This is a genomic window from Plantactinospora sp. BC1, assembly GCF_003030345.1.
Lineage (GTDB): Bacteria > Actinomycetota > Actinomycetes > Mycobacteriales > Micromonosporaceae > Plantactinospora.
This window is the reverse complement of record NZ_CP028158.1, coordinates 2,179,052-2,191,404: the sequence shown is the minus strand read 5'-3', so window position 1 is coordinate 2,191,404 and position 12,353 is coordinate 2,179,052. Positions and strand designations below refer to the sequence as shown.

8 protein-coding genes are annotated in these 12,353 nt (G+C 73.5%); 2 read left to right on the top strand and 6 right to left on the bottom strand.

The window, feature by feature from the left end:
- The first annotated feature begins 77 nt into the window (after positions 1–77).
- Complete coding sequence (locus C6361_RS09250; RefSeq protein ID WP_107267482.1) at positions 78–1,058, top strand: LLM class F420-dependent oxidoreductase; 981 nt, start codon at positions 78–80, stop codon at positions 1,056–1,058.
- Between the two features lie 163 nt (positions 1,059–1,221).
- On the opposite strand, the gene C6361_RS09245 is transcribed toward C6361_RS09250, so the two are convergent.
- From C6361_RS09245 to C6361_RS09220, 6 genes are all read right to left on the bottom strand, one after another.
- Entirely contained in the window at positions 1,222–3,570 is a 2,349-nt protein-coding gene (locus tag C6361_RS09245) for a transglutaminase domain-containing protein (protein WP_107270844.1), read from the bottom strand.
- Positions 3,571–3,611: 41 nt separating this feature from the next.
- Entirely contained in the window at positions 3,612–4,766 is a 1,155-nt protein-coding gene (locus C6361_RS09240; protein WP_107267481.1) for a DUF58 domain-containing protein, read from the bottom strand.
- Positions 4,767–4,776: 10 nt separating this feature from the next.
- On the bottom strand, positions 4,777–5,772 hold the full coding sequence (locus tag C6361_RS09235; RefSeq protein ID WP_107267480.1) for a MoxR family ATPase: 996 nt from the start codon (positions 5,770–5,772) through the stop codon (positions 4,777–4,779).
- A 52-nt stretch (positions 5,773–5,824) separates the two neighbouring features.
- Positions 5,825–8,434 carry a fibronectin type III domain-containing protein gene (locus C6361_RS09230; RefSeq protein WP_234359580.1) on the bottom strand — a complete coding sequence of 870 codons (2,610 nt, stop codon included), beginning with the start codon at positions 8,432–8,434 and terminating at the stop codon, positions 5,825–5,827.
- A 277-nt stretch (positions 8,435–8,711) separates the two neighbouring features.
- Entirely contained in the window at positions 8,712–9,986 is a 1,275-nt protein-coding gene (locus C6361_RS09225) for a fibronectin type III domain-containing protein (RefSeq protein ID WP_107267479.1), read from the bottom strand.
- 281 nt (positions 9,987–10,267) lie between these two features.
- Complete coding sequence (locus C6361_RS09220; RefSeq protein WP_107267478.1) at positions 10,268–10,846, bottom strand: hypothetical protein; 579 nt, start codon at positions 10,844–10,846, stop codon at positions 10,268–10,270.
- A gap of 349 nt (positions 10,847–11,195) precedes the next feature.
- On the opposite strand from C6361_RS09220, the gene C6361_RS09215 reads away from it, so the two are divergent.
- Complete coding sequence (locus C6361_RS09215) at positions 11,196–12,308, top strand: hypothetical protein (RefSeq protein ID WP_107267477.1); 1,113 nt, start codon at positions 11,196–11,198, stop codon at positions 12,306–12,308.
- Positions 12,309–12,353 lie beyond the last annotated feature (45 nt).

The window sequence follows — 12,353 nt, the reverse complement described above, 5'->3', positions numbered from 1 at the left end:
GGCTACAAGAACGGGCCCGTTCTGTTGCCCGGGCCTGGGGGAGCGGGCACCATCGACCGATGACCACACGCTGGGGAATGACCGTGCCGCTGGGCGGCGTACCGCTCGACGGGCACGACGCGATCTACGCCGCGCTCGTCGAGGCGGGTTTCACCGACCTGTGGTCCGCCGAGGTGGCCGGCAGCGACGCCTTCACCCCGCTGGCGCTCGCCGCCGCCTGGCAACCGTCGCTGCGGTTGGGCACCGCCGTCGCCCCGGTCTTCACCCGGGGACCCGGGCTGCTGGCGATGAGCGCGGCGGCACTGGCCGAGGCCGCCCCCGGGCGGTTCTCGCTCGGGATCGGCGCGTCGTCACCGGTGCTGGTGCAGGACTGGAACGCGACACGGTTCGCGGACCCGTACCGGCGCAGCCGCGACGTACTGCGTTTCCTGCGGGCGGCGCTACGGGGCGAGACCGTCGACGAGGTCTACGACACCTTCACCGTACGGCGGTTCCGGTTGGAGCGGCCGCCGGCCGTACCGCCGCCGATCCTGCTGGCGGCGCTGCGGCCCCGGATGCTCCGGCTGGCCGGCGCCGAGGCGGACGGGACGATCCTGAACTGGCTGGCCGACGACGACGTGCCGAAGGTGCTCGCCGCGTTGGGGGAGCGCCGCCCCGGCTTCGAGGTGGCGGCCCGGATCTTCGTCTGTCCGACCGAGGACACCGGGTACGTCCGGGCCTCCGCCCGCCGGCTGATCGCCACCTACCTGACCGTCCCGGCGTACGCGGAGTTCCACCGGTGGCTCGGCCGGGAGTCGGTGCTCGCTCCGATGTGGCGGGCCTGGGCGGCCGGTGACCGTCGGGGTGCCGCCGAGCTGGTTCCGGACGAGCTGGTCGACGCGCTGGTCGTGCACGGCAGCCCGGAGGTGTGCCGGGCGCGGATCGAGCGGTACGCGGCGGCCGGAGTGGACGTTCCGGTGCTGGCCCTGCTGCCCACCCCGGAGGTGACGGCCGGCGGCGCCGCCGCGCTGACCACGCTGATCGCCCAGCTCGGTCCGGCGACGCTGCCCCTGGCCTGACCCGCATCGCTGATCGCTCAGCTCGGCCCGGCGACCCTGCCCCTGGCCTGACCCGCATCGCTGATCGCTCAGCTCGGTCCGGCGACCCTGTCCCGGCCTGACCGGAGCCTGGTCGCCGGCCGACACCGGGTGCGCTCGGCCCGACCGCGTTGCCGGAGGCTGCTCAGCGACGCCAGCGCAGCGGGCCGGGGTGCAGCGACCAGAGCACCCGGCGCCACCACGGCCGGCCGGCGCGGAGTTCGGCCGCGTACGCCACCGCCAGCTCACCGGCCCGGCGGGCCTGCTCGTCGGTGGCGTTGCCGGGCGCGAACGCGGCCAGGTTGACCAGCGCGGCCAGGTCGTCGACCGGCGGTGTCGCCGGGCGGAGCGGACCCGGTCGGCCCGGCTGCTCCGGTCCGCCGCCGAGGGCCGGTCCCGGGCCTGGCTCCGGCCCCGGCTTCGTCGCGTCGGGCAGGCTGGACCGGGCGTGCTCGGCGACCTCGGTCGCCGCCAGGTGCTCCGGCGCCGGTCGCCCGGCCAGGCGCAGCGCGTCGGTCACCTCCCGCCAGGCTCCGGCGATCCGCTGCGCGGGCGGCCCCTCGGCGAGCCGGCGCCGACGCAGGCCCCGACGCAGACCGACGATCAGGGTGGCCAGCCCGGCGAGCAGGAGCAGCAGCCCGCCGGCACCGCCGCCGACCAGGACCGGGGTGCCGAGGCCGCCGCCCCGGCCCGGGCCGGCCTGCGGGTCCGGGGTGCCGCTCGGCGTGGCCGCCGCGCTCTGCGACGCCTCGTCCGGCGGCGGGGTCGGGTCCTCCGGCTCCGGCTTGAAGTCCTGCTCGACCGGCTTGGGCCGGGTGTTCGGCTTCGGCAGCGGGTCGAACGCCACCCAGCCGAGCCCCTCGAAGAGCACCTCGGGCCAGGCGAGCGCGTCCGCGCCGCGTACCGGCCCGGTGCCGGCCGGCGACTGGAAGCCGACCACCACCCGGGTGGGCAGCCCGGTCATCCGGCCGAGTACGGCGAACGCGGCGGCGAACTGCTCCGAGGTGCCCCGCTGCCCGCCACCGTTGCTCGGGCCGAAGAGGAAGAAGTTGAGGTTCGGATAGGCGTGCCCGCTGGGCGCGTCGGCGACCACCCGGTAGTGCTCGGCGAGGAACGTCTCGATCGCGTCGGCCCGGGCGAACGGCGCGCCGTTCTCCTCGGCGAGCTGGGCGGCGAGCTGCTGCATCTGCTCCGGTGCGCCCGGCTCGACCCTGAGGAACCGGGCCACCGCGTCGCCGGCCGGTACGCTCGCCGAGGGCAGCAGGCTGTAGTCGGGGCTCTCCTGCCGGGAGGTGACCGAGTAGGTCAGGCCCGTCGTCAGCCCCTCCGGCCGGATCAGCGTCCCGCTCTCCTGGTCGTACGCCACCCGGGCGCCGGTCACCTCTCGCGGGGTGGCGACCGCCGGCAGCAGCTTTCCGGTCAGGCTGTCGATGGTGATCTGCTGCACCACCTGCCGCACCCGGGCGTCGGGCAGCGGTTCCGGCTCGGGTAGCACCCGACCGGCGTTCCGGTACGTCGCGCCGACCCGCCAGGTGACCCCGTCGTAGTCGCCGAGTACGGCGAGCCGGATGCGCCGGCTGGTCGACGGAGCTTCCTCCTCCTCGACGGCCGGCTCAGCGCCGTCGCCCCCCGGGGTCGGCCCGGCGGTGCCGGTCGGCTGTCCGGCGGCCGGCGGCCCACCCGCTCCCACGGTCGCCACGTCGAGCAGCTTCTGGTCGGGGTTCAGCGCCCAGCCGGAGATCCGGATCAGGGGATTCTCGTCGAGACTGTCCACCTGGGGCGGTTGCACGTAGCGGCGCGGGTCGACCGGGGTGGCGCCGACCTGCCGGGCCACCAGTGGCGCCACCAGTACGGCGAGGCCGAGCACCAGCACCAGGCCCAGTGCGGTACTGGCCAGGGTGCGGGCCCGCAGCGCGGCCCGGACCCCCGGGTTCAGCTCGCCGGCCGGATCGGGGGCGCGGCCCTGTTCCGGCGGAGTCGGCCGTCCACCGGCGGCCAGCGCCACCGCACCGGCGGCGGCGAACGCGACCGTCAGCCACGGCGTCGGATCGGCGTTCGGGCCGACGACGTAGAGCGCGCCCGCGTAGAGGGCGGCGGGGGCGGTCAGGCCGAGCAGCACCCGGTCGGCCCGGATCCCGACCTCGGCACCGGCCAGCCCGGCCAGCCAGGCCGCGACCAGCGGCACGATCACGGTGTCCGGCACCGGCTCGACCGGGATCAGCGCGGTGAGCAGCCGGGGGATGCCGTTGCGGGCGGCATCGGCCGCCACCTCGCCGAGCGAGCCGGGCAGGTCGGCCCGCTGCGCGGTGAACCGGAGCACGGCCGCGGTGTAGCCGAGCAGGACCAGCACCGAGAGCGGGGCGACCAGCCAGGACGGCAGGCGGCGGGCGGCCAGGCTGACCCCGACCGAGCCGACCGCCGCGCCGAGGACGAGCCGGCTGAGCAGCGAATCGGCGTACACCCCGCCGAGGACGGCACCGGCCAGGCCGATCATCGCCACCAGGGCCAGCGGCACCGGCAGCGTCCGGAGGAACTTCACCACCGGCGGACCCCGTCCCACTCGGCCGCGAACTCCGCCCCGTCGGCCGCGTCGATCACGACCAGTCCGGCGCTGCCTGCCGGGATCTGCCCGCCGGCTCCGAACACCCCGGCCACCACCGACGGGTACGCGGGGCGGAGCGCGCCGACGTAGCCGAGGTCGGCGGCGGCGCCCGGACCGGTGAGGAAGACCAGGGTGTCGCCGAGCTTCTCCTGCCGCAGCCGCAGCGTCGTGGTGCGCAGCGGGTCACCCTCGGTGCCCTGCGGCCCCGGCACCAGGTCGGCGGCGGCGAGCCGGTCCAGGAACTCCCCGGAGCCGTCGGCGTCGGCCACCAGCAGCAGCGTCACCGGCAGGTCCTCCCGGCGGGCGGCGACCACCACCGAGGCGGCCGTCTCGCAGGCCGACTCGAAGGTCTCGGCGATCCCGTCGACCCGCTCCGGATGGGCGCCGGCCCGGTTGTCCAGCAGTACGACGATCCGGGGCAGGCTGGTGTCCAGCTGCTCCTTGACCATCAACTCGCCGACCTTGGCGCTGCTCCGCCAGTGCACCCGGCGCAGTTCGTCGCCGACGACGTACTCCCGGAGCGAGTCGAAGGTGATCGACCCCTGCGGTACCTTGTCGATCCGCCCGTCCATGCTCCGGGCGATCCCGGCCGGCACCGCCGCCAGCGGGTGGATCCGGGGATGCACCCAGACCTGGGCGGTCTCGCCGTGCGAGCGGGCGACGGTGATCAGCCCGAGCGCGTCCCGCCCGGTGACCCGCAGCGGACCGACGGCGATCACCCCGCGCCGGGTGGTCGGGACCGGATAGCTGACCGTGGTGTCCCGGCCGGGACGCAGCCGGAGCAGCGGCACCGGCACCGCCCGGTTGCCGCAGCGGTCCTCGGCGATCAGGTTGGCCGAGCGGAGCCGGGCGCTGTTGCGCACCGTCAGGGTCATGGTGGCCGGCTCGCCCCGGCCCACCCGGTCCGGGTCGGCGACCCGGGTGACGTCGAGCCGGGGCCGCCAGCTGGCGTTGCCGGCGGCGCAGCCGACCGCGATGGCGGCGGTGGTGCCGAGCAGGGCGAGTTCGGGATAGCCGAACCGGAAACCGGCGACGAGGAGGATGGCGGCGCCGACGAGGAGGCCGATGCCGCGCGAGGTGACCGTCATGGCGCCGGGATCAGGTGCCGGCCGAGGCGAGCTGCCCCGAGGGGAGCGGCACCGGCACCGACGCGATCGCCTCGCGCAGCACCTCGGTCGCGGTGACGCCCCGGACCTGGGCGTCGGGGGAGAGCAGGATCCGGTGCGCGAAGACCGGCTCGGCGAGGGTCTTGAGGTCCTCGGGGAGGATCCAGCCGCGTGCGTCGATCAGGGCGTACGCGCAGGCGGCCCGGGTCAGCGCGATCACGCCCCGGGGGCTGACCCCGACCCGGACCTGCGGGTGGTTGCGGGTCGCCGCGGCCAGCCTGACCGCGTACGCGTAGAGCGGGTCGGCGATGTGCACCCGCTGGGCCATCCGGACCATCTCCCCGACGGTGGCGGTGTCGGTGACCGGCTCCAGCGCCTCCGGGGAGCGCATCGGGGCGCCCCGGAGCACCTCGATCTCGACGGCCTCGTCGGGATAGCCGACGGAGAGTTTCACCAGGAACCGGTCGAGCTGTGCCTCGGGCAGCCGGTAGGTGCCGTCCATCTCGACCGGGTTCTGGGTGGCGACCACCAGGAACGGCCGGGGGACCGGGTGCCGAACGCCGTCCACCGTGACGTTGCGCTCCTCCATCACCTCCAGCAGCGCCGACTGGGTCTTCGGGGAGGCCCGGTTGATCTCGTCGGCGATGACGATGTTGGCGAAGACCGGGCCGGGGTGGAACTCGAATCCCCGGCTCGCCTGGTTGAAGATGGTCACCCCGGAGACGTCGGCGGGGAGCAGGTCCGGGGTGAACTGGATGCGCCGCCACTGGCCGTGCACCGTCGCCGCGATCGCCCGGGCCAGGGTGGTCTTGCCCACCCCGGGCACGTCCTCCAGCAGGACGTGCCCCTGGGCGAAGAGCGCGGTGAGCGCCAGCCGGACCACGTGCGGCTTACCCAGCACCACCGAGCTGATGTTGTCGGCTATCCGGGCGGCCAGGTTGGCGAAGCCCTGCACGTGGTGCGGGGTAAGCGGCTCGTGGTTGTTCACGGTCGTGGTGCTCCTTGTTACCGGAGGTGCTCCCTGTTACCGGGCGACTCGGTCAGCAGGTCGGCAGGACGTTGATATTGTCGCCCCCCTCGAGGTTGAGCCAGGCGAACGGGATGTACGGCTTACCGCCGTTCCACTCGATCCGGACCCACCAGGTGCTGCGCTTGTCGTCGTTGTAGACGTAGGCGTAGACCTCCTCACCGGACTTCTTGCAGAGCGCCTTGATCCGGGTGCCGGGCTTCGCCCAGCCGACCTGGCGGTCGTCGTCCTGCTGGGTCACCGAGAAGATCTCGTTGCCGTTGCGGCCCGGACCGTCGGAGTTGCAGTACGTCCGCTGCTCGCCGGAGGAGCCGTTCTTGCAGGTGGCGATGCCGTAGACGGCGGCGGTCGCCTTGTCGACCTTGTCGGTGCCGGGTCCGGCCGCGTTGGTCGCGGTCACCGTGAAGCTGTAGTCGGTCCCCGGGGTCAGCCCGGTGACCCGGATGCTGGAGCAGTTGCCGTTGACCTTGGCCCGCCCGGCCGGGGTCACCGAGCAGGCCGCCTGGCCGCCGCCGTCGTCCACGGTGAAGTTGACCGTGACCGAGGTGGCGTCCGCGCTGGTGCCGGTGATGGTGACCCGGGGCGCCGCGACCGTCCTGGCGGTGTCGGTGGCGGCGGCGCCGGCCCCGGCCTCGTTGACCGCCTGCACCCGGACGGTGACGTTCGCCCCGTCACCCAGTTCTCCCACGGTGGCCTGGGTGTCGGTCACCTCGCTCTTCTTGCCGCCCGCCTCGACCACGTATTTCGTGATCGGGCGGCCGTTGTCGGCCGGCGGGCTCCAGGTCATCGAGACGGTGCCGCGCGAGCCGGCGACCGTCTTCGCCTGGAGGTTGACCGGCGCCGCCGGGGTGCTGAACGGTACGACGCTGTTGCTGGCCGGCGAGGCGGCCGAACCGGCGCCCTTCTCGTTGATCGATACGACGGTGAAGGCGTACTGGTTGCCGTAGTCGAGTTCGCCGGCCGGGATCACCAGCTCGGTCTTGGTCGACTCGCCGACGGGTGCGTTGGCGCCGGCCGAGATCGCGGTCACGGCGTACTTCTTGATTTTGTAGCCCTGGCCGTTGGCGGCCGCCCACCTGACCAGCACGGTGCCGTCCGGGCGTTCCTCGGCGGTGACGCTGGCCGGTGGATCCGGCACCTCGGAGGTCGGCACGACCGGGTTGCTCTTCTTCGCCGGTCCGGCGCCCTTGGCGTTCACCGCGTGCACCGCGAACTGGTAGGTCTCGCCGTTGGTCAGGCCGGTCACCTCCAGCGAGCGCTGGTTGGCGCCCACCTCGAAGGTCCGGCCGGCGCCCTGCACCACGTAGCGGGTGATGGCGGCACCGTTGGCGGCGGCCGGTCGCCAGCTCACCCGGGCCTGGGCGTTGCCGGCGGCGGCGGTCACCGACTTCGGGGCGCTCGGCTTGCTGATCACCGGCTTCGGCGGCGGCGGAGGCGGCGGCGGGTTCGGCGGCGGGTCCCCACCGAGGATGTCGTTGGCGTACTTGTTGACGTCCTTGACCCGGTGCTGGTCGTCGATGACCCGGGCGACGGCCGAGTTCGGCGCGTTGATGAAGAGGTGGTTCTCCCGGACCTCCAGCTCCAGCGGGCCGTTGGCACCCGGGATCTCGATCTTCTCCAGCAGCTTCCCGCCGGCGTCGAAGGAGTAGACCGTCCCGGTGTCGTCGTCGGCGCAGTAGAACCGGTCCGCCCAGGCGACGGCGGGGTTGAGCTTGGTGCCGGCACCCGGCACCCTGAACTGCTGCCCGACGGCGCCGTTGTCGGCCACCACGATGTTGCGGTCGTCGAGCACGGTCACCGGCACCCGGAGGCCGGTGGTCCGCGGCGGCAGGTCACCCGGGCCGGTGAGCGGCAGTTTGATCGGACGCTTGTCCTTGCCGCGCAGCGTGGTGAGCGTGCTGGTGGTCCGGTCCAGCACCGCCACGCCGTCGTCCAGGGTGGAGAGCTTGAGGTCGTGGCTCGGGTCGGCGACCGCCTCGCTGAAGATCTGCTCCGGGTTGACGCTGCCGCCCGCGCCGCCGCTGTCGGACTCCGGAAGTTTGGCGGCGGTGATGGCGGAGACGGTTCCCTCGCTCGGCACGGCGACCCAGAGCCGCCCCGTCCCGTCGAACTGGCCGCCGGTGATGCCCGGCGGATAGTTGATCTGCTCGCCCACCGGGGTCAGCGTCCGGGGGTCGAGCTGGCGCACGATTCCCTGCACGGCGTCGACGACGAACGCCGCGTCCTCGTGCAGGGCCACGTTGACCCCGAGCCCTGCGGTCGTCTTGGTGGTCGCCATGATCTGTAGCGTGGCGAGGTCGAGCGAGCTGATCTGGCCGGTGTTCAGGTCGCGCAGGATCAGCAGCCGGTCGGTCTGCACGACCTGCATCTCGTGGTTGCGGCCCTGCGGGATCTGCACCCGGGTGTCGACCCGACCGGTCACCCCGTTGACCCGGGCCATCTCGCTCTTGGTCATGCTCCACAGCCAGGAACTGGCGTCGTAGCTGGCCACGGCGTTGTCGGCAGCGCCGAGGCCGAGCACGGTCAGACCCATCGCGGCGGCCAGCGCCGCCACGGTGGCGATGGTGACCAGTCCACCCCGGAGCCGGGACCGGCGACGGGCCGGCGGCGCGTCCGGCGCCACACCGGCGGGGTCGACCCCGCCGATCCCGTCACTGCCTGTCAAGCCGTTGCCTGTGGTGACCACAGCCGGCCGCCTCCCCACCCGTGGGCGGTCGTGTCCGACCGCCGTCGTCAGCGAATCTTTCCCGAAACCGCGTGCCATCATAGGGCCCGAGGCTTTGGCTGCGGGTACCCGCAACGTGCCGTTGTGGACAGACGGGGCGTGAATTGTGGATAAGCCCGGGTGGCCATCACCGTTTCCGCAGGTCAGTGCGGTGGGAACGGTTGTCGAATTGTGATCAGCGTGGTGTCGCCCCGGCGCCGTCCCGCTTCGTACAGACAAGATCCGACGGGGCGAATTCGTTGGTCGAATAGACGGCGAGCACCGAGAAGCAGTAATCGAGCTTGGAGTTCAACGCGTTCACCTTGAACGTGGTCTCGCCGGCACCGACCGTAGTCATCGGCTTGGTCGGCTGGCCCGCCCGGCCGCCCGCGACGACGAACGGCACCGTCCCGCCGCTCGGATCGGTCCAGCTGATGGTGATCGCCGAGCCCTCGTCGACCAGCTTCACGTCGGTCGGCGGCTCACCGGCGACGACCGGCTCACCGCGCTCGTCGGTCGGCCCCTGCTCCGTCGACCCGCTCTTGTCCACCAGCACCGCGACCACCACCACGATCGCGGCGACCACCGCCGCGGCGGCGGCGACCGCGGCGGCCACCGTCGAGCCGCGGCCCCGGCTCGGCTCGGGGGCCGGCGCCGGCGCCACGGGGGTCGGGGTCGGTGCGATCACCGGGTACGACTCGAGCTGCGCGACCGACTGCGCCGAGTACGGCGGGTACGTCGACGACGCCTGCTCGGCGGCGCCCGGGGCGTACGGCGAGGTCTGCGCCTCCGCCGGACGGGCCGGTACCGGCTCGGTGGCCGGCAGGTACCCCGGTGCGGTGGCGGCCGAGCGGAACAGCCCGTCCCCGGCCGGTCGGGCCGGCGGTGCGGAGAGCGGCGCGGCGGGTGGCGCCGAGACCAGCGGCGGCCCGGCCGGCGGTGCCGACAGCGGTGCCGGTGGTGCCGACAGTGGTGCCGGTGGTGCCGAGAGCGGTGCGGGCGGTGCCGAGAGCGGCCCGACCTGATCCGGTGCGGCGCCGCCGGGCGGCTCGCCGAGGTAGTCCCGGGCGGCCCGGACCTGCCAGTGGTCCTCCCCGAGCACACCCGGCCCCAGCGAGGCGATCCGGCCGAAGTTGCGCCGCGCCTCGTGCCGGTTGCCCAACTCCTCGGCGACGGCGCCGAGTTCGAAGGTGAGCGACAGCATCAGCGGATCGGCGTCACCCCACCGGCGCTGACCGTCGACGATCGCCTCTTCGAGCAGCCGCCGAGCCGCCGCCGGGTCGTCGGCCTCGCGGTGCCACCGTGCCAGCAGCCCGACGGTGCCGAGCACCTCCGGATGGTCCTTGCCGTACGCCGGCCGGGCCGCGTCGAGTGCCTGTGCGAGCAGCCGTCGGGCACCCAGATCGTCACCGCCGTCGCGGAGCGCCCGGGCGCGGCCCTGCACGGCGGCAAGTTGTGGAGGCTGAGACACGCCAGCCATGCTGCCCCCTGCACGGGGTACCGCGCCAGCCGGGTACCCGTCCGGCGGTGCCGTTCCGCCCCGGTGCCGGAGGCCGCCCCGCCGCCCGTACGTCGCTGACCAGGGCCGATCCGAGCGTCCAGCAATTCCGGTCGGAGTTTCCCGCGATCCGGTCCGGCGGCCGGCGACGGTCCCGGCCGGCGCCGACCCGCCCCCGGGGTCGGGCCGTGTTCCGGTGGGGCCGGTACGTCGACGCCGGCCCCACCGGCGCTCCGGCCCGGTCGGCGCCCCGGTCAGCGGCTCTGCAACGCGTCCAGGCCGACCGCCATCGCGATGACCAGCCGGCGGTCGAGCTGCGGCAGGTGGACGTCGACCACGTACCGGTCGCGCAGGCCCCACTTCTTCACCACCGAGAAGGCGGGCTGGCCGCCGATGGTGAAGTCGAAGTGGTAGGGGAGCCAGGAGAGCGAGTCGACGAACCGGCGCAGCAGCGCGACCGGCAGGCTGCGCTCCTGACCGGTGGCCTGTCCGAGACCGGGCTGCTCGACATGCCAGGTGGAGCGCAGCAGCGACGACTTGAAGTCCTTGCGGAACAGGCCGATCGGAGTACCGGCGGCGTCGGTCACGTCGTACGTCGCGCCGAGGTCCATCACCTGACGGGCCTTGAAGCCGAGCACCGGCTGCTGCTTGCTGTCGTCCGCGTAGAGCGTCACCTGCTCCTTGAAGGCGAGCCGCTTCTGCTGGGCGAAGGCCAGCAGTTCACCCTCGGAGCCGTCCGGGTTGACCGCGTGCACCTCGTACTGGTTCACCATGAACCGGATCCGTTGCCGGATGTGGAACTGGCGCTGGGACTGGAGCACATCGAGCTGCATGGGCAGTTTCCTTTTTCTTTGGGGGTTCCGGCGTGTTTCTTTGGGGGTTCCGGCGTGGCGCGGCCGGTGTCATCGCCACCTGCTGTGCAGGCGCAGCCTCGGAGTGTGGCACAGCGGGGCGACATCCCGCCGCCCGGTCAGCAGGCTACCGCGCCACCCCCGCCGAACGGCCGGAACCGGCCCGGGTACTGGACCGATCCCGACGAACGGCTCCGGGCCGACTGCGAAAGTCGGCAGACCGGCGACCAACGTGCCGGTGGTGCACATCGACGGACGCCGGGTGGACTGCTTGGATGAGGCGTCGGTGCGATCCCGATCGGCGACGAGGCCGAGGAGAGGGAGCAGGGGAATGACCCAAGAGGACCGTTGGGACTTCTTCATCGCGTACGCGCCTGCGGACCGCGCCGCCGCGGAGGAACTGTACGACCTGCTCAGTCCGCCCTTCCGGGTCCTTCTCGACCACCGCAGCCTGCCCTCCGGCGACCCGTCGCTGGGCGCCACCGGCGCTGACCGGGACGGTCGGCTCCCCGCCGGGCGGCGCCGGGCGGCGGTCACCCTGCTGCTGGTCCGGGGCGGCAGCGACGGCGCCTACCAGCAGTGGGCGGGGCCGGCCGGGGCGGTCGAACCGTCGCACGCGGAGGACGGCCGGCACCTGGTCGTGCCGATCCTGCTGGACGAGACGGCGACAGCCGCCGACCTGCCCCACGGGATGCCGTTCGAGCAGGCCGTCCCGGTCACCGCCACCGGTGGCCTGCGGCAGGTCGCCGAGCGGCTCCGCAGCACCCTGCGGCATCGGTTGGCGCTGCCGCCCGACGAACTGCTCCGCCGCTACCAGGAGCGGACGACGGTCGAGCGGGTTGTCCGGCTGGTACCCCGGGACGGCTTCGATCCGGCCGGACGGCTCGGCCTGGAGACCCGCAAGTACGTCTTCGTCGGCGACTACGAGGAGCAGCGGCACCGTACCCTGCGGGAGATCCTCTCCAACCTCTGGATCGGGGACGCCTTCGAGCAGGTCGACAACTCCAACGGTCCCTGGTTGGCCCTCACCATCGAGTTGGGCGAGCTGAACCGCCGCAAGATGGACCTGCTGCCGGCGACCTGGAAGGCGGCGTTCCGGATCCTCTCCGACCCGACCCGGGCGGGGTGCTTCGAGGCGACCGACGAGGAACGCACCCTGCTCGGGCTGCCGCCCCGCAACTACTACTCCGACGACCAGCAGGCGTGGTATTCGAGCTGCACCACCCGGGAGCGCCGGTACACCCCGTGGGGTCCGGACTACTTCATCCGGGAGGTACTGGGGATCAGTTGGCTCTGCTTCACCGGTACCGGGATCACCCAGGGGGCCCGGCGGTCCAGCGGGCTGCCGTCGCGGGTCTTCTTCGTCCGGAACCTGCCGCTGCACGGGATCGACTACCGGATCCAGGACCTGGGCGTACCCGACGACGGCGTGGTGTTGGACTAGCGCCCCGGTCACGGGATTGGAAGCCTCCGGCGCGGGTACCCGGCG

Coding starts and splice junctions, on each gene's coding strand:
- C6361_RS09250 (WP_107267482.1), top strand. CDS start 78: ATGACCGTGCCGCTGGGCGGCGTACCGCTCGACGGGCACGACGCGATC.
- C6361_RS09245 (WP_107270844.1), bottom strand. CDS start 3,570: ATGATCGGCCTGGCCGGTGCCGTCCTCGGCGGGGTGTACGCCGATTCG.
- C6361_RS09240 (WP_107267481.1), bottom strand. CDS start 4,766: ATGACGGTCACCTCGCGCGGCATCGGCCTCCTCGTCGGCGCCGCCATC.
- C6361_RS09220 (WP_107267478.1), bottom strand. CDS start 10,846: ATGCAGCTCGATGTGCTCCAGTCCCAGCGCCAGTTCCACATCCGGCAA.
- C6361_RS09215 (WP_107267477.1), top strand. CDS start 11,196: ATGACCCAAGAGGACCGTTGGGACTTCTTCATCGCGTACGCGCCTGCG.